The following is a 17114-nucleotide window of genomic DNA, read 5'->3' as shown; positions in this document are numbered from 1 at the left end:
GCGGCTTCCGAGGTGGAGATCCGCCCGCCGTCGAAGATGAACGCGAGCCCTTCCGGCATCCGGCCGTCGTCCGGCGCGTAGTCGAGAACCAGCAGCGGGCTCGACGAGCAGGACGCGTCCGGTTTCGTCGCGGAGCAGGGTGCCAGCCGACATCCGCGTACCGGCGCGGCGGCGGTCCGTGCGGGATCGTGCGCCCCAATCCCCTCCTGACCACCAGGTACCGTGAACCCCATGGGGACGATCTCGCGGCTCACGTATTACCCGGTCAAAGGCTGTGCCGGCACGACCGTCCAGTCCGCCGACGTGACCCCGGCCGGTCTCGCGCACGACCGCGAGTTCATCGTCACCGCGGCCGACGGCGACTTCCGCAGCCAGCGCCGCTTCCCCGTCATGGCCGCCATCCGGCCGCGCCTCCTGGACGGCGGCGCCCGCCTCGCCCTGTCCGCGCCCGGCGTCGAAGACCTGACCATCGAGGTCCAGAAGGACGGCCGACGGCACCCCGCGTCCACCTTCAACTGGACCGGCGAGGGCGTCCACCAGGGTGCCGACGCCGCGGAGTGGTTCTCCGCCGTGGTCGGTCAGCCGTCCGTGCTGCTCGGCGTCACCCCGGAGCATGACCGCGTCACGAGCGGTGAGACTCCCGGCACCGCGCGGTTCGCCGACGGGCACGCGATCCTCGTGATCTCCGAGTCCTCTTTGGACCACCTGAACGAACGGATCGCCGAGCGCGGCGGCGAACCGGTGCCGATGGACCGGTTCCGGCCCAATCTCGTGATCCGCGGCTGGGCGGAACCGCACGCCGAGGATTCGGTGCGCCGGATGGAAGCCGGCGGGGCCGAGTTCGCCTACGCGAAGCTGTGCGTGCGCTGCGCGGTGCCGATGGTCGATCAGGAAACCGGCAAGCGCTCCGGTCCGGAGCCGATCCGCTCGCTGGCGGCGTACCACCGCGACCCGGACGGCGGCGTCCTCTTCGGCATGAAGGCGGCGGTGACCCGCCCCGGTCAGCTGGCGGTCGGCGACGCGGTGATGGTGCATTCCTCGGTCGGCCCGATCCGCAGCACCGAAGCCGCCGAACCGCCGTTGACCGCGACGGCCAGCTTGCCCGCCGAGTCGGTGTAGACGAGGTTCGCGCCGCGCGGCACGTCGGCGAAGGTCCGGCCGATCGTGGCGGACACCGCGACGTGCTCGCTGTGCACGGTCACCTCACCGGTCAAGCCGGTTAGTTCGAGGTCGGCGGGGGCGGCGGCGAGCTGGACGTTGCCGAAGTGGTCGACGGTCAACACGTCCGACACGAGCTTGCCCGGAAACGCCGCGATCAGCGGCTCTGGCAGCCGCACCAGGTCGCGGACGGCGGGGCCGAAAGAGCCGGGGTGTGCACCGAGAGCGAGCTTTGCCGCGACAGGGGCGAAGATGTCTCGGCCGTGAAAGGTCGCGGACGTCGGCGTGCGCACGTCGATCACGTACGCCGCGTACACGCCGCCTAGCGCCTCTGCGGCAGGTAGAAGCAGGCCGTTGTCCGGGCCGACGAGGATGCCGTGCGTCGCGACCACCACGATGCCGCGGCGCTCAGTGCCGACGCCTGGGTCGACGACAGCGAGGTGTACTGCCTTAGGCAGCGACGGCACGGTCTGCGCGAGCACTGCCGCGCCTGAGCGCACCTGCTGCGGCGGGACGAGGTGCGTCACGTCGAGAACGCGTACGTCGGGCGCGATGCCCGCGATGACCCCGTGGCAGGCGGCCACGAAGCCGTCGTGCAGCCCGTAGTCGGAGGTGAACGAAATCCAGCGGTAGGCCATGACCTGCATCATCCTCGCTGTAGCGGTGCTCGGGTTAGGGTGCAGCAGTGACGACGCTCGCCGATTACCCGAAGATCGCCGCCGGAAAAGTCCGGGACCTGTACGCGGTCGGGGACGACCACCTGCTGCTGGTCACCTCGGACCGCATCTCCGCTTACGACTTCATCCTGGACACGCCCATCCCCGACAAGGGCCGCGTGCTCACGGCGATGAGCGTGTTCTGGTTCGAGCAGCTGTCGGACCTGATCCCGAACCACCTTGTCGCGTACGACGACCCGCGCATCCCCGCCGAGGTACGCGGGCGCGCGCTGCTCGTACGCCGTCTCGACATGCTTCCGGTCGAAGCTGTCGCGCGCGGGTACCTCACGGGGTCCGGGTACTCGGACTATCAGCGTACGGGCGCAGTGTGCGGCGTAGAGCTGCCCGAAGGGCTCGTGGAGGCATCGAAGCTGCCGTCGCCGATCTTCACGCCCGCGACGAAGGCGGCGTTCGGCGAGCACGACGAGAACGTTTCGTTCGACGCAGTGGCCACGACTATCGGCGCGAAGCGCGCGGAGGAGCTACGCGAGGCGACGCTCGCGGTGTACCGCCGTGGCGCGGAAGTGGCGGCGAAGCGCGGAATCCTGCTGGCGGACACGAAGTTCGAGTTCGGAGTGGACGAGACGGGCGCGCTGGTGCTGGCGGACGAAGTGCTGACGCCGGATTCGTCGCGGTACTGGCCGGCGGAGGGGTACGAGCCGGGAAGGGTGCAGCCGTCGTTCGACAAGCAGTACGTGCGCAATTGGCTGACGGGGCCGGAGTCGGGTTGGGAGAGGGCGTCGAACGTACAGCCGCCGCCGTTGCCGAGTGAAGTGGTGGAGGCGACGAGGGGAAGGTACGTGGAGGCGTACGAGAGGCTGACGGGGTTGTCGCTGGAGGACTGGCTGTAGGCCGGGGAAGCAGCAGAGGGCCCAGGGAGAGAACCCCGAAAACTGTCGGCACCCCCTGACACACTGCAACCATGACCACACCGTACGCAACACCGCGCGCGAGGGCATTGGGCCTGGAGTTACGCGCGGCGCGGGAGAGAAGAAGACTGGGTGTAAGAGAGTTGGCCCGGTTGCTGGGGATGACGCCTGGTTTCGTGACGAACTGGGAAAGAGGACTGCGGCTGCCGAAGCCGGAGGACATCGGAGCGGTACTGGCGCACTGCAGGGTGATCGGGCCGGATCGCAGGCGAATAGTGGAGATGGCGCGAGGAGCGCGAGAGCAGGACTGGATAGACGGCGGCGGAGAAGAGCCGTACCTGGAGTGGGAACGCACGGCGGAGGCAGTGTTCGGCTGGGAGCCGGAAGTGGTGCCGCCGCTGTTGCAGACGAGCGGGTACGCACGAGCGCTGTTGTCGAGCACTGCGGGCGTTGCGGCGGACGAAGTGGACGCGCGCGTAGCCGAGAGGCTGTCGCGGCGCGCGGTGCTCGATTCGGGCGCGCGGTGTGTGCTGGTGCTGGGGGAAAGGGCGCTGCACAAGAGGATCGGCGACGCGGACGCGATGGCGGAGCAGCTGTGGCATCTGCGCGAGCGGTTGGCGGAAGGCAAGGCCGAGGTGCGAGTGGTCCCGGCGGACCGCCGTCCCGATCTGGGCAGGGCGTTCACGATTTTCGATTTCGCGGACCTGCCCTCGATCGTCCACGAGCGGTTGCTGCGGGAAAGCGCCAGCAGCTCGAGTCCGGCGCGGGTGGCGAAATACCGCGAGGTGGCGGAAACGCTGCTGGAGCTGGCCCTGTCGAAACCCGAGACGGACGCCCTGCTGGAGTCCGCGCTACGGAAATTGTCGGTGCCGTAGGGCAGAGTGGGTGCCGGTGAAAGGAGCGGCATGAGCCGAGCTTTGGTGTTGGGCGGCGGTGGCGTCGCCGGGATCGCGTGGGCGACCGGATTGCTGACCGGACTGGCGGAAGCAGGCCAGGACGTAACCGATGCCGACGTGCTGATCGGCACGTCAGCAGGCGCGGCGGTGGCGGCGCAGCTGGGCAGCGGATTGCCGCTGTCGCAGTTGTACGCGAGGCAAACCGATCCGGCCCTGCAAGCGGCGGAGATCGCGGCCGAGTTCGACCCGGAAAAGTTCGGCGAGGAATTCGCCGCGGTGCTGGCCGACGGCGGCACCGCGGCGGAAACCCGCCGGGCGATGGGAAAGTATGCGCTGGCCGCGGAAACCGTCCCGGAACCGCGACGCCGCGCGGTGATCGAATCCCGCCTGCCGTCCCACGAGTGGCCCGAGCGCGCGGTGAAAATCGTTGCGGTGGAAGCGGAAACCGGCGAACCAGCGGTGTTCGACAGCTCGTCCGGCGTCTCGCTGATCGCCGCGGTGGCGGCAAGCTGCGCAGTGCCCGGAATCTGGCCAGCAGTACCGATCAACGGCGGTTGGTACGTCGACGGCGGCGTCCGCTCCGCCTCGAATGCCGACTACGCAACAGGTTTCGCCCAGGTGACAGTGGTCGTCCCCATGGGTGCGGCGGAGCCGTTCCCGACGGAGCGGCCGTTCGACCAGGTACTGGCGGACCTGCGCTCGGCAGGAGCGAAGGTAGCGGTCTTGGAACCAGACGAGGCCTCGGTCGCGGCGATCGGCCCGAACCCACTGGACCCGGCAACCCGATCCGCAGCCGCGGCGGCCGGGTTGGCACAGGGACAACGAGGAGGGGTGGTGTGGGAGTGAGGACGCCCGGCCACGCGACAGCTGGCTGCTGACCTCGGCGAGCCGCTTCCCGGCCCAGGCCGATTGCTGCCGGTTGGGAGATGGGGCGGAGCCTGAGCTGCGCTGGCTCTCGGCGGTCCGCCGGTTTTGGCGCGGGTTGGTTGGCCGCGCGTTTGCGGGCGGCGGGGCCTGAGCCGGGCTGGCATTCGGCGGGTTGCCGGTGCAGGTTGGTTTGCGGCGCGTTTGAGGCGGGCGCGGAGCCTGTGCTGGGCGGGCTCTGCCGCGGGTTGCCAGTTCGGTGCGGGCTGGCTGCTGCGGTTACAGGTCGGCGGGTTGCCTGCGAGCGGCCCAGTCCGACCCCGGCTGGTCGTAGCCAGTTCCAGGTCGGCGCGGAGGCCCCATTCGGCTGACTCTCGTCGAGCCCTGCCAGTGCGAAGCAGATTCGTCGGCTCCAGCCCACTCCGGAGCTAGCGCTCCACGAGGGTGGCCCGATTCGCCATCAATCGTTCACCGCCAAGCTCGGCGCGCCCTGGAGGCGGGCCCAGGCAGCAGGGTGGTGATTGCGTTCGCGCGGTAGCAGTGGATGAAAGTCAGGCACGTTCCAAAAAGCCAGCCCCGCGAGCACCCACGCCCTGGCACACTGGGCTTGTGCTTCTGCTCATCAGCGGCAGCCTGCGGGCCGGTTCGGTCAATGCGGCTGTCATCGCTACCGCGGCTGGGTTTGCGGCGTCCACTGTGTACGGTGGGCTCGCTGGGCTGCCGCATTTCAATCCGGATTTTGACCGGGATCCGTTGCCTGGCGAGGTTGTCGCGTTGCGGGAGGCGATCGGGGCGGCGGACGGTGTCCTGTTTTGCACCCCGGAATACGCCGGTGGCCTGCCGGGTTCCTTCAAGAATTTGCTCGACTGGACGATCGGCGGCGGGGAGATGTACGGCAAACCCGTCGCGTGGATCAACGCATCCTCGGTCGCCGCGCCGACTGGGGGTGCGGACGCGCATGACTCTCTCCGCAAAACCCTCACCTACGCGGGCACTCGCATCGTCGACGACGCTTGTGCTCGGATTCCGATTCCCCGCCAAGCTGTCGAGAACGGATCCCTCATTGATCCCGACCTGCGGGGGCGGGTCGCGGTCGCGGTGCGGCGGCTCGTGGAGGCGGCCAAACCGGTCAATCCGTGAGTCGCTGAGCCCAGTCGAGGAAGCTCTCCCGTTCGGCGCCGGTCAGTACCGCGGCGGGCGGGGTGTTCGGGAGGGCTAGCACTACGGCGTCTTTCGGCAGGTCGCGAACCTGTTCTTCGGCAAGGGAAGTCGGTGCCGCCGCTGAAACGCGGAACAGGAAGGCCAGTGGTCCGGGGCCTAAGGACTCCACGATTTCGACGCGGCCGCGGCCGAAATCTCGTAGTTCCCTGGGTAGGACGGAGGCCTGTATGGAACCTGCGGACAGGAGGATTGCGGGCCGCGGTTTTCCTGGGAGGGTGGCTGGTTCGGCGCGTAATTCGCTGCCGTTCCAGGGGGTTGCTGGAACCACAAGTCTTCGTCGCCACATGGCCATGGCGTGCAGGCTAACGCGAAAATCGGTGGCACTGCGGCATTTGCCCGGTTAGCGTCCGCAGGCGTGAGTTACGAGCATCCTCTCGCTTACCTCATCGGGATCGAAGGAGCGGCGTTGCTCCGCGCGTTCACCGGCGAGCACGATCGCGAGTTTGTCGAAGCGCGGTTGGCCGAGATTCGCGCGTTGCTGGCTGACGAGGACCTGGCCGACGGCGTCGAGGTAACCCAGCTCGCGCCTAGAGACGGTTACGCTCGCTGGGCTGCCGCGTATGACTCTGGCGAGAACGCTGCGTTCGCTGACGAGCCCCACGTCGCGGCGATCCTTGACGCCATTCCGCCGGGTCGGGCGCTTGATGCTGCCTGCGGCACTGGGCGGCTCACCCGGCTGTTGGTCGAGCGCGGTCACCACGTGGTCGCCGTCGACGGTTCTCCGGAGATGCTCAGCCATGCCAAGGCCGACTCGACTTTCGTTGCTGACCTGCATGAACTTCCGGTCGATGACGGTTCGCAGGACGTCGTGCTCTGCGGCCTCGCGCTATCGCACGTACCGGACCTGGCACCGGTGATCGCGGAGTTCGCTCGCGTCCTCGCCCCGGGTGGGGATCTCGTCCTTTCCGACGTGCATCCCGAGCAGGTCCAGCGCGGATCGATCCCGTCCGTGCGCACGGCCGACGGCAACCCGGCTCGGGTGCGGACGAGTCATCATCGTGTCGGTGATTACTTGCGTGCATTCTTCGCCGCCGGTCTCGCGCCGGTGAGCTGTGCGGAGCCGACGCCCGCACTAACCGAACCGCGCCACGTACCTGGTGGTGGGCCGTGGGATCTCTGGCCGTGGTCGTTGAACGGCCTGGTGCCGGACGCGTTGGCCGCGGCGGCGAAGGACGTGCCGTCGATGCTCATTTGGCACTGCCGCAAGGCCGCATAACCCAGCGGTGACTGTCCGCCGTGTAAGTCTCACTCGCAGTTCACGGAGCGGTCAGGCGGTCGCCACACGGCTGCGGCGCAATGGTGGCGTGGATGCTCGCCTGCTGGTCTCGCTGTCCGGGGTCACCACGCGCACGCTGCACCGTTGTGCGCATCTGGCGGCCGAACTCGAACGTCGGCATGTCCCGTTGTCGATCCTGCATGTCGCGCGCACCGAGGACGGGCCCGTGACGGCTTGGGTCCGTACGCGCGCCGCGGCGGGTGACTCGGTGCTGCTCAATGGCTACGACCACCGCATCCCGCCGACGCATCGCGCCGTGCACCTGGGGCGTAAGGCCGAGTTCGCCGTGCTCCCGGCGCACGAGGCGCGGCTCCGGCTCATCGCTGCGAAGGCCGCCCTCGACGCGACCGGCGTGACTGTTGACGGCTTCGCGCCGCCGCGTTGGCTGGCGTCGGCTGGCACTGTGCAGGCGTTGCGGGAGCACGGCTTCGCGTTGTGCGCTGACCAGAACGCCGTACGGGACCTGGTGACCGGCGAGACCCGGCGCGCGCGAGTGCAGGACTTCACGAGTCAGTCGCACCGTACGGAGACTGTCCGCTGCTTCGCGCTCGTACTCGCCTCCGCGCGGGCCGCGCGCCGAGGCGGGCTGGTGCGGCTTGGCATTGACGCCGCTGACCTCAGCCGCCCCGGCTTACGGCAGGCGTTGCTGGACGCGGTGGACGTGGCCCTCGAAAACCGGGCCTTCGGGAGCACCTACGGCTCCCTGCGCCACACCGCGCCCGCGTAGCCCTAGACCTCCGTCGCGACGCCTCGTTCCAGCGCCTTCACCTCGGTGCCTTCCGGGGCGAGGTTCTGGAACAGCCCGTAGTGCATGTTCGCCGCCGCGTTGGCCAGCACCGCCTCGTGGATCGGCACCGAACGGCGCGGCGCGACCGCACGCAGGAAGTCCACCGCTTCGCCGGCCTTCAGCCACGGCGCCCCGGTGGGCAGGCCGAGCACGTCGACCTTCTGCTCGGGCACGAAGAGCGAGTCGCCCGGGTGGTAGAAGGCGCCGTGGTCGACCAGGTAGCCGATGTTCGGGATCACCGGGATGTCGGCGTGGATCACCGCGTGCTCGCCGCCGGTGACCGACACCGAGGTGCCGCCGATCTCGAACGCGTCGCCGGGCTTGGCGACCTCGAACTCCAGGTGCAGCTTCTCGATGGCTTCGGCCGAGCCCGGGTCGACGATCAGCTTCGCGCCCGGGTTCGCCTTGAGCAGGCCGGGCAGCCGTTCGACGTCGAGGTGGTCGAAGTGCTGGTGGGTGATCAGCACCGCGGACAGTTCGCGCTCGTTCTCGAAGCCGGTGGAGAACGTGCCAGGATCGAGCAGAATCCGCTCCGCGGCGGTCTCGAGCAGTACGCAGGAATGTCCGAAATGGACGATCCGCATCAGGTTTTCTCCTTACCAAGATCGGTCGGTTCAACCCTACGCTCGTGGCCTGGTCCGCGAGGGCGTCCAGCGAGGGCTCCCGGTCGGAGGACTTTCCGCGCCAGTTCCGGGATGCCATGCTGGCGGGAAGCCCGGGCAACTGTTGGCAGAGTGTCAGCAACCTCGTAGCCTGGGGGTTCACCGAGACGGGGAGACGCCGATGACCGCGGTCCAGCCGAAGCCGACGCCCGTCGGCGAGACGTTCGATTCGCTCAGCCCGGCCACCGACGAGGTCGTCGGCACCTACCCGGTGCACACGGCCGACGAGGTCAGCGCCGCCGTCGAGCGGGCGAGGGCGGCCGCGCGCTGGTGGGACGGCCTCGGCTTCGCCGGGCGCGCGGAGCGGCTGCAGCGCTGGAAGGGCGTGCTCACCCGGCGGCTGCCGCAGCTGTGCCAGGTCGTGCGCGACGAGACCGGCAAGCCGATCGCGGACGCCCAGCTCGAGAGCGTGCTGGCGATCGAGCACATCGCGTGGGCGGCGAAGAACGCCCGCAAGGTGCTCGGCAAGCACCGCCGCTCGTCCGGTCTCCTGATGGCCAACCAGGCCGCGACCGTCGAGTACCTCCCGCTCGGCGTCGTCGGCGTGATCGGGCCCTGGAACTACCCGGTGTTCACCCCGCTCGGCTCGATCGCATACGCGCTGGCCGCGGGCAACGCGGTGGTCTTCAAGCCGAGCGAGTACACCCCGGGTGTGGGTAAGTGGCTGGTGGACGCGTTCGCCGAGATCGTGCCCGAGCAGCCGGTGCTGCAGCTGATCACCGGATTCGGCGAGACCGGGGCCGCGCTGGTCGGCTCCGGCGTGGACAAGATCGCGTTCACCGGCTCCGCGGCCACCGGCAAGAAGATCATGGCGGCCGCCGCGAACACGCTGACCCCGGTGGTGATCGAGGCGGGCGGCAAGGACGCGCTGCTGGTCGACACGGACGCGGACCTCGAGGCGGCGGCTGACGCCACCGTGTGGGGCGCGTTCTCCAACTCCGGCCAGACCTGCATCGGTGTCGAGCGCGTCTACGTGCACGAACGGGTGGCCGACGAGTTCGTCGCCAAGGTGGTGGAGAAGGCGAAGAACGTGCGCGCCGGCTCGGACGAGGACGCGCAGTACGGGCCGATCACCATGCCCTCGCAGCTGTCGGTGATCCGCGGTCACATCGAGGACGCGCTGAAGCGCGGCGGGAAAGCGCTGGTCGGCGGCGTGGAGAGCGTCGGCGACCGCTACGTGCAGCCGACCGTGCTGGTCGACGTCCCGGAGGACTCCGAAGCGGTGCGCGAGGAGACGTTCGGCCCGACCGTCACCATCGCCAAGGTCCGCGACATGGACGAGGCGGTAGAGAAAGCCAACGCGACCAAGTACGGCCTCGGTTCCACGGTGTTCTCCCGGGCGCGCGGCGCCGAGCTGGCGTCGCGGCTGCGTGCGGGGATGACCGCGGTGAACGCGCCGCTGTCGTTCGCCGGGATCGCGTCGCTGCCCTTCGGCGGCGTCGGCGACTCCGGGTTCGGCCGGATCCACGGCCCGGAAGGGCTGCGCGAGTTCGCCCGCCCGAAGGCGGTGGCCCGGCAGCGGTTCACTGCGCCGCTCACGCTCACGTCCTTCTCCCGCAAGGAATCCACGGACGCGCTGGTCGCCAAGCTGGTGACCGTCCTGCACGGCAAGCGTTAAGGAGCACTGTTGCCCGGCTTCGGCGATTTCCAGCACGAGATCTACTTCGCCGGATTGTCCGGCCGCGTCCCGGACCTGCCGATGTCGTACGCGGAACTGGAAACGCGTGCGGCTCAGGCGCTTCCGCCGTCCGTACTGTCCTATGTGGCCGGTGGGGCCGGCGACGAGCGGACCCAGCGCGGGAACGTCGAGGCATTCGAGCGCTGGGGCCTGGTCCCGCGGATGTTCGTGGGCGCGAAGGAACGCGACCTGTCGGTGGACCTGTACGGGATGAAGCTGCCGTCGCCGCTGTTCCTCGCGCCGGTCGGCGTGATCGGCCTGTGCGCGCAGGACGGCCACGGCGACCTCGCGACCGTTCGGGCCAGCGCCCGAACGGGCGTGCCGATGGTCGCTTCGACACTGAGCGTCGACCCGATGGAAACGCTCGTCCCGGAACTGGGCGACACTCCGGGCTTCTTCCAGCTGTACACGCCGACTGACCGTGACGTCGCCGCCTCGCTCGTGCAACGCGCCGAGGCGGCGGGCTTCCGCGGCATCGTGGTCACGCTCGACACCTGGGTGACCGGCTGGCGGCCGCGCGACCTGTCGACGGCGAACTTCCCGCAGCTGCGCGGGCATTGCCTGGCCAACTACTTCACCGACCCGGTGTTCCGGAAACGGCTCGGCAAGGCTCCGGAGGACGACCCGGCGGCCGCCGTCGGACTGTGGGCCCAGCTGTTCGGCAACCCGCTGACCTGGGAAGACCTGCCCTGGCTGCGCTCGCTGACCAAGCTTCCGCTGCTGGTGAAAGGCATCCAGCATCCCGACGACGCCCGCCGCGCCATCGACGGCGGGGTCGACGGGATCTACTGCTCCAACCACGGCGGACGGCAGGCCAACGGCGGTCTCCCGGCGCTGGACTGCCTTGCCGAAGTGGTCGATGCCTCCGGCAGCACACCGGTGCTGTTCGACTCCGGTGTGCGCTCCGGAGCCGACGTGGTCAAGGCGCTGGCCTTGGGCGCGACGGCGGTGGGCGTCGGCCGCCCGTACGCCTGGGGGTTGTCGTTGGCTGGTGAGGACGGCGTTGTCCATGTGCTGCGTACCTTGCTCGCTGAAGCTGACTTGATCATGGCTGTGGACGGCTATCCGACTCTGGCCGACCTCACCCGCGAAGCGCTGCGGCGAGTCGGCTAGACGCTTACGCGGGCAGGAAGTACCCCTCGCTCTCGTCCCACGGGATTTCGAAATCGTCGAGGTGTACGTGCCACTGCGCGTCCGGAAGGGTACGGCGCAACTCGGTCACCGAGCCCAGCACGTGTTCGAGGATCGGCATGACCCGGTCGAGATCGAGCGGCATCTTGGTGGACCCGGCCACGATCGCGTCCGGCTCGCCTTCCTCATACAGGAAGAGAGATTCCTCGTCCGGGTAAGGAAAAGACGACTGGCGTGTGGTGACGACGCCTTCGACAGCGGCGGTCTCGGCAGCGGTGAGCGCGGTCGCCCGGCTCGCGTTGTAGTAGAGGGAAGTGCTCATGGGCCCGACTGTAACGACGGGGTCCGACAATTCCGGGAAAACAGTCATCCGGAACAGCCCGCCCGTCGAGCAGGCAGCTACAATCGCCGCCCGTATGTGGTTTCAAGGAAAGTCCGGGCGGATCCTCGCCTGGTTGTCCGCACTCGGCGCGGTAGCCCTCGTCGCGGGCATCGCGGCCGTCATCAGCAGCTTCAACCCGGTTGACCTGCAGGTCTACCGCTTCGGTGCGGACGCGGCCGTCCAAGGCGGCGACCTTTACGGCCCGCTCCCGACCACCACAGCCGGGTCGATGCTGCCGTTCATCTACCCGCCGTTCGCCGCGATGCTCTTCTCGGCCCTGGCGCTCCCGCCGCTCTCGATCGCGTCGGTTCTGCTCGACGTCCTCTCCGCCGCATCGCTCTGGGTCGTCTTGTACACCACGGTCCGCCACCTGTGGCGCCACTGGAATCGCCGATCCACGGCCGTCGCCGCGTCCACGCTCACCGTTGCGGCGCTTGCCTTCGAGCCCGTGCGCTCCACCATCGGCTTTGGACAGATCAACCTCGTCCTGATGGCCCTGGTCGCCGTGGATTGCCTGGCGCCCAACCCACGCTGGCCGCGCGGAATCCTCGTCGGCCTGGCCGCCGCGATCAAGGTGACGCCCGCTGGTTTCCTCCTTTTCTTCCTGCTCGCCAAGGATTTCCGCGCCGCCCGCAACGCACTGCTCACCGGTGCCGGAGCGACCTTGCTCGGCTTCCTGATCGCCCCGCGCGCGTCCGTCGAGTACTTCTTTGGCGGCGGCCTCACCGGTGCCGACGGCTTCAGCGGCTCGCCCTACGCGACCAACCAGACCATCCAAGGCGCCCTCAACCGCCTCGCCCTGCTGCCGCCGGCCCACGACCTGCTGTGGCTGGCGTTGTCCGCGTTCGTCCTGGTCGCCGCCGTACTTGTCATGCGGCGCGTCGACAGTTCGCTCGGCTTCGTCGTCAACGCGGCGGCGGTGCTCGTCCTGTCCCCGATTTCCTGGTCGCACCACTGGGTTTGGGTGGTGCCCGCGACGCTCATCCTGGCCGCCCGCGTCCGCACGCTTCGGGCCGCCGCCGCGTTGGCCGCGGGCGCGTCGGTTTTCATCGCCGCGCCGCACACTTTCGTGCCCTCCAGCGGGATGCGGGAACTCGCGTGGGAACCGTGGCAGCACTTAGTCGGCGACGCCTATGTCCTTCTCGGCTTGGGTTTCCTTGCCTGGCAACTGTTCGCGGTGCAGTTCGCGCGGGTTCCCGAACTCGAACGGGTCGGTTAGGCGGAACCGGGCCAAACCAGCGTCACCAGGTCCCGGCCGGACGACCCGAGATCTGGTGGCATCTCCGGATCTATCCCCATCTCCAGCAGGGCTCGCTCGACCTCGCCGGCAGCGTCGGCAGGCAAGCACAACCGCCGCCGTACGACGTCCACTGTGGACGCGAACTCCGCGTACTCAGGCTCCGGCGGCCGCCGCCATTCCACGACTTCCGGCTCGATCCCCACTTCCGCGAGCGCCGCGAGACAGTCCCCGGCCGTCGGTCCAGCCGGTCGCTCGATGCCGTGAAACCGTTGCCACAAGGGATTAAGCTCAGTCAACGGATGCCGCGCGGCCGTCTCGACCACCACCCGCCGCCTCGCCGCCGCGGTGAGTGCCGCGGCGAACGGAGCCAGGTCGGGGACGTTGTAAACCACGTTCCCGCACACGACAACGTCCGCCACACCGGCTTCGTCGGCAAGATCGGGCCACCGGCCGGACAACAGCCGATGCTCCACCCCTGCGGCCCGCTCGGCGAACGCCGCGAGCAGCTCGTCGTCGGTGTCCAACGCCGTCACCGCGGTGACGTTCGACCGGCCGACCAGGGGCAGGCTCGCCGCCCCGGCCGCCGCGCCGATGTCGAGCACCGTGCCTGGCTCCTGCAACGCTTCGGCGGCCAGCTGATAGGTCGCCCCGATCGGTGCCGCGATCTGCTGATCGGCTCGCCGCAGGAACACCTCGCGCGGCAGGACCCACGGCGATTCCGGAGGGTGCACGGTATCCGGAATCGCCCAGGCGGCAAGGAGATCCCGCCAGGTTGACAGAGCGGTCATCGAGACCGAATCAGATCAGCCGCCTTTTCCGCCACCATGATCGTCGGTGCGTTCGTGTTCCCGCGCGGCACCACGGGCATCACCGAAGCGTCCACCACCCGCAGCCCCGTAACCCCGCGCACCTTCAGATCCGGGTCGACCACCGCGTGCTCGCCGCTGCCCATCGCGCACGTGCCGACCGGGTGGTACAGCGTCTGCGTGTTCTGCCGGACGTGCTCGGTCAACGCCTCGTCCGACAGTTCATGCGTCGCCGGCAGGAACGGCCGGTCCAGGAACTTCGCCAGCGGACCCGACCGTCCGATCTCGATCAGCGACCGCAGAGCGGACTTCACTGATTCCAGATCGATCGACTCCGCGTAGTAAGCCGGGTCGATTTCCGGCTTCCACAACGGATTCGCCGACTTCAGCCGCAGCCGCCCGCGGCTCGCGACGTCGACCAGCGTGGCCGCCGACGTGAAGCCCGGACACGTGGGTTCGCGCATTCCGTTGTCGTAGAACAACGTCGGGGCCACGTGGATCTGCATGTCCGGCGCGGCCAGCCCGTCGCGGGTCGAGTAGAACGCGCCCGCCTCGCCGATGTTCGACGCGAGCGGACCGCGTTTGGTCAGTTGGTAGCGCACCAGTCCGGCGGGCGTCGCGGAGTCCGCGATGTCGGTCGTGCCCTTCGTCGACCAGATCACGCCGACCGCCGGGTGGTCGTGCAGGTTGTCGCCGACGCCGGGCAGCGCGGCGACCACGTCGATGCCCAGTTCGCGCAGATGCTCGGCCGGACCGACGCCGGACAGCATCAGCAACTGCGGCGAGTTGATCGCCCCGCCGGACAGCAGCACTTCGGCGTCCGCCCGGACCGTCGTCGGCACGCCCTTGTCGAGATAGGACACCCCGACCGCTCGGGTGCCCTCGAAAACCACCCGCGTGACCTGCGCGTTCGTCCGCACGGTCAGATTCGGCCGCGACAACGCGGGCCGCAGGTAAGCGTCCGCGGTGGACCAGCGGCGGCCGCGCTTGCAGGTGACCTGGTAGAGCCCGGCCCCCTCCTGCGACTCGCCGTTGAAGTCGTCGGTGTGCTTGAGCCCCCACGCGACCGCGCTGTCCACCCACGCGTGCGACAGCTCGTGGGTGAACCGCCGGTCCTCGACGTGCAGCGGGCCGTCCGTGCCGTGCAGCGGGCCGCCGAGGCGCTGGTTGCCCTCGGCGCGCTTGAAATACGGCAGCACGTTGTCCCAGCCCCAGCCGGTGGCCCCGTGCGCATCGCGCCAGCCGTCGTAGTCGGCGCGGTTGCCGCGGATGTAGATCATCGCGTTGATCGACGAGCAGCCGCCGAGCATCCGGCCGCGCGGCCAGTACTCCTTCTTGCCGGTGTGCTTCTGCTCGACGGTCTCGTAGTTCCAGTCCCACTTCGTCTTGAACAGCGACGCGAACGCCGCCGGGATCCGGACCTCGTCCGCGGTGTCCTCGCCGCCGGCCTCGAGCAGCAGCACCCGCGCGGACGGGTCCTCGCTCAGCCGGTTCGCCAGCACGCAGCCCGCGCTGCCCGCGCCGACGATCACGTAGTCGAAGGAGTCCTGCTCTGGCACGCTGCCTCCCGGTGGTGTTGACACCCTGTCAACGACACATCATGGCGCAGGTCACGCTACGCGCAAGTCGCCGGAAAACCGATCAGTCAGAAGTGGCATCGAAGACGGTGACGCACACGCCGTCCGCCGCGTCGTCGTCGGTCTCCACCCGGCCCTCTCCGGTCACGTCGTCCACCTTGGTGTCGCGGCGTCCGTGCCGTTCTTCACCTGGGGCCGCGGCTTCGGATCCGTCGACAGGCTGGCCAGCGGAGCCGGTTCGCCACCCGATTTGGTGTCGCGCACACACCAGCCTTGAGTTGGCGACCGACTGGGGCCAGTTGCTCCGGCGTTCCCTGCGGCCGGTGGTTCACGTCTCCCCCTCGATACCGGTCTGTCTGCCGAGCAGGCTGGTGAAGTACGCTTCCAGTGCACCCACGACCTGCAGAAATAAGGAGCAGCCAGCCGTGGCTCGAGTCGTTGTCGACGTCATGCCCAAACCCGAGATCCTCGACCCGCAGGGCCAGGCGGTGGCGCGCGCGCTGCCGCGGCTCGGCTTCTCCGGGGTCGCCGACGTGCGCCAGGGGCGGCACTTCGAACTCGAGGTCGACGACGACGTCGATGACGAGACGCTGGCCAAGATGGCCGAGGGCTTCCTCGCCAACCCGGTGATCGAGCAGTGGACCATCCGGCGGGTGGAGGCGTGAGCGCCCGCATCGGCGTCATCACCTTCCCCGGCACGCTCGACGACGGCGACGCCGCCCGCGCGGTCCGCTACGCCGACGCCGAGGCGGTTTCGCTCTGGCACGCCGACGACGACCTCAAGGGCGTCGACGCGGTCGTCGTCCCCGGCGGCTTCTCCTACGGCGACTACCTGCGCGCCGGTGTGATCGCCCGCTACGCGCCGGTGATGTCCTCGGTCATCGACGCCGCGCACAAGGGCATGCCGGTGCTCGGCATCTGCAACGGCTTCCAGATCCTGTGCGAGGCCGGCCTGCTTCCCGGCGCGATGATCCGCAACGTCGGCCTGCACTTCGTGTGCCGCGACCAGTGGCTGCGCGTGGACAACAACGCCACCGCGTGGACCACGCGCTACGAGGCGGGCGCGGAGATCCTGATCCCGCTCAAGAACAACGACGGCTGCTACGTCGCCGACCAGTCCACTGTGGACATGCTGGAGGCGGAGGGCCGGGTCGCGTTCCGCTACGTCGGCGGCAACCCGAACGGCTCCCGCAACGACATCGCGGGCGTCACCAGCGAGAACGGCCGCGTGGTCGGTCTCATGCCGCACCCGGAGCACGCGATCGACGCGCTCACCGGTCCGTCCGACGACGGCCTCGGCATGTTCTACAGCGCGGTCGACGCGCTCGTAAAGGCCTGAGCCAAGCACCGAAAAGGGGCCCCGGGAAACTTCCCGGGGCCCCTTTTCGCGTTACTTGCTGTGGTCGCTGGAGAGCCAGCGCTCGGTGCGCACCCGCACCAGCACCGAGTTCTCCGTCAGCGAGCCCTCGACGAACTTCCGCGCCTCGGCCTCGGGCGCGTACCGCGAGGCGATGGCGAGCGCCTGCTCCTCCGTCGGAGCCGAGGACCGGTCCACGACCGGACCGGACACCGTCACGTACTTGTACGGCTGGGTTTCCTGCTGCACCGTGAGGCTCAGCTTGCCCGCCGCCTCGATCGCCCGGTCCTTCGCCGATCCGCGGTCCATCCAGATCAGCAGTTCGCCGCCGGGCTCGTAGTCGTACCAAACCGGCACGGCGAGCGGGGCCGCGCCTTCCCGGCCGATCGACAGCACGCCCACTCGCTGCTCCGCGAGGAACTTCTCGTTCGTCCACCGTCATGACCGCCATCCGGCGTCACCCCCAGGCTAGGAAGATCAGGATCCGCTTGAGG

Annotated in this window: 18 protein-coding genes; 12 read left to right on the top strand and 6 right to left on the bottom strand. The window is 69.2% G+C overall.

Going from position 1 to position 17114, the window contains the following annotated elements:
* Positions 1-231: 231 nt before the first annotated feature.
* Positions 232-1119, top strand: a complete 888-nt coding sequence (locus tag WA670_RS02515; protein WP_336156823.1) for an MOSC domain-containing protein — start codon at positions 232-234, stop codon at positions 1117-1119.
* Here the strand turns inward: WA670_RS02515 and WA670_RS02510 are convergent.
* Positions 1002-1796, bottom strand: a complete 795-nt coding sequence (locus tag WA670_RS02510) for an SAM hydrolase/SAM-dependent halogenase family protein (RefSeq protein ID WP_336156821.1) — start codon at positions 1794-1796, stop codon at positions 1002-1004. The two genes, WA670_RS02515 and WA670_RS02510, sit on opposite strands and share 118 nt — an antisense overlap.
* A 47-nt stretch (positions 1797-1843) precedes the next feature.
* Here WA670_RS02510 and WA670_RS02505 point away from each other — a divergent pair, with 47 nt between their 5' ends.
* The 6 genes from WA670_RS02505 (at position 1844) to WA670_RS02480 (ending at position 7727) form a co-directional block, all read left to right on the top strand.
* Positions 1844-2725 (top strand): phosphoribosylaminoimidazolesuccinocarboxamide synthase, encoded by an 882-nt coding sequence (locus WA670_RS02505; RefSeq protein ID WP_336156820.1) that lies wholly within the window; start codon positions 1844-1846, stop codon positions 2723-2725.
* A 71-nt stretch (positions 2726-2796) separates the two neighbouring features.
* Positions 2797-3618: a helix-turn-helix domain-containing protein gene (locus tag WA670_RS02500; RefSeq protein ID WP_336156819.1), complete on the top strand. Its 822-nt coding sequence runs from the start codon at positions 2797-2799 to the stop codon at positions 3616-3618.
* Positions 3619-3648: 30 nt separating this feature from the next.
* Positions 3649-4485, top strand: coding sequence for a patatin-like phospholipase family protein (locus WA670_RS02495; protein ID WP_336156818.1), 837 nt, complete (start codon positions 3649-3651; stop codon positions 4483-4485).
* Positions 4486-5112: 627 nt separating this feature from the next.
* Positions 5113-5643, top strand: coding sequence for an NADPH-dependent FMN reductase (locus WA670_RS02490; RefSeq protein WP_078870270.1), 531 nt, complete (start codon positions 5113-5115; stop codon positions 5641-5643).
* Between the two features lie 436 nt (positions 5644-6079).
* Positions 6080-6940 (top strand): class I SAM-dependent methyltransferase, encoded by an 861-nt coding sequence (locus WA670_RS02485; RefSeq protein ID WP_336156817.1) that lies wholly within the window; start codon positions 6080-6082, stop codon positions 6938-6940.
* Positions 6941-7028: 88 nt separating this feature from the next.
* Positions 7029-7727 (top strand): DUF2334 domain-containing protein, encoded by a 699-nt coding sequence (locus WA670_RS02480; protein ID WP_336156816.1) that lies wholly within the window; start codon positions 7029-7031, stop codon positions 7725-7727.
* A gap of 2 nt (positions 7728-7729) precedes the next feature.
* Here the strand turns inward: WA670_RS02480 and WA670_RS02475 are convergent, their stop codons facing one another.
* Positions 7730-8371 carry an MBL fold metallo-hydrolase gene (locus tag WA670_RS02475; protein WP_043834695.1) on the bottom strand — a complete coding sequence of 214 codons (642 nt, stop codon included), beginning with the start codon at positions 8369-8371 and terminating at the stop codon, positions 7730-7732.
* A gap of 199 nt (positions 8372-8570) precedes the next feature.
* Here WA670_RS02475 and WA670_RS02470 point away from each other — a divergent pair, with 199 nt between their 5' ends.
* Positions 8571-10067 carry an aldehyde dehydrogenase family protein gene (locus WA670_RS02470; RefSeq protein ID WP_238603843.1) on the top strand — a complete coding sequence of 499 codons (1497 nt, stop codon included), beginning with the start codon at positions 8571-8573 and terminating at the stop codon, positions 10065-10067.
* 9 nt (positions 10068-10076) lie between these two features.
* Positions 10077-11240: a lactate 2-monooxygenase gene (locus WA670_RS02465; RefSeq protein WP_336156814.1), complete on the top strand. Its 1164-nt coding sequence runs from the start codon at positions 10077-10079 to the stop codon at positions 11238-11240.
* Between the two features lie 4 nt (positions 11241-11244).
* Here the strand turns inward: WA670_RS02465 and WA670_RS02460 are convergent, their stop codons facing one another.
* On the bottom strand, positions 11245-11580 hold the full coding sequence (locus tag WA670_RS02460) for a hypothetical protein (protein WP_037808705.1): 336 nt from the start codon (positions 11578-11580) through the stop codon (positions 11245-11247).
* Positions 11581-11674: 94 nt separating this feature from the next.
* On the opposite strand from WA670_RS02460, the gene WA670_RS02455 reads away from it, so the two are divergent.
* Entirely contained in the window at positions 11675-12859 is a 1185-nt protein-coding gene (locus tag WA670_RS02455) for a glycosyltransferase 87 family protein (protein ID WP_037808702.1), read from the top strand.
* Here the strand turns inward: WA670_RS02455 and WA670_RS02450 are convergent.
* Together WA670_RS02450 and WA670_RS02445 are read right to left on the bottom strand one after the other, a co-directional pair.
* Positions 12856-13668, bottom strand: a complete 813-nt coding sequence (locus WA670_RS02450) for a class I SAM-dependent methyltransferase (RefSeq protein ID WP_037808699.1) — start codon at positions 13666-13668, stop codon at positions 12856-12858. The two genes, WA670_RS02455 and WA670_RS02450, sit on opposite strands and share 4 nt — an antisense overlap.
* The gene (locus WA670_RS02445) at positions 13665-15245 is read right to left on the bottom strand and encodes a GMC family oxidoreductase (RefSeq protein ID WP_336156813.1); all 1581 of its coding nucleotides are present in this window, start codon (positions 15243-15245) and stop codon (positions 13665-13667) included. The genes WA670_RS02450 and WA670_RS02445 overlap by 4 nt, the downstream gene beginning before the upstream one ends.
* A 443-nt stretch (positions 15246-15688) precedes the next feature.
* On the opposite strand from WA670_RS02445, the gene purS reads away from it, so the two are divergent.
* Positions 15689-15928, top strand: a complete 240-nt coding sequence (purS, locus tag WA670_RS02440; protein WP_037808692.1) for a phosphoribosylformylglycinamidine synthase subunit PurS — start codon at positions 15689-15691, stop codon at positions 15926-15928.
* Complete coding sequence (purQ, locus tag WA670_RS02435) at positions 15925-16602, top strand: phosphoribosylformylglycinamidine synthase subunit PurQ (protein WP_037808690.1); 678 nt, start codon at positions 15925-15927, stop codon at positions 16600-16602. The genes purS and purQ overlap by 4 nt, the downstream gene beginning before the upstream one ends.
* 51 nt (positions 16603-16653) lie before the next feature.
* Here purQ and WA670_RS02430 read toward each other — a convergent pair whose 3' ends face one another.
* Entirely contained in the window at positions 16654-17022 is a 369-nt protein-coding gene (locus tag WA670_RS02430; RefSeq protein WP_336156812.1) for a pyridoxamine 5'-phosphate oxidase, read from the bottom strand.
* Positions 17023-17114: the final 92 nt, after the last annotated feature.

The sequence above is a fragment of the Amycolatopsis sp. VC5-11 genome, from assembly GCF_037034185.1.
In the GTDB taxonomy this organism is placed as follows: Bacteria; Actinomycetota; Actinomycetes; order Mycobacteriales; family Pseudonocardiaceae; genus Amycolatopsis; species Amycolatopsis nivea.
Note: the sequence above shows the minus strand (reverse complement) of the source record. Positions and strands in the feature narration are given on the sequence as shown.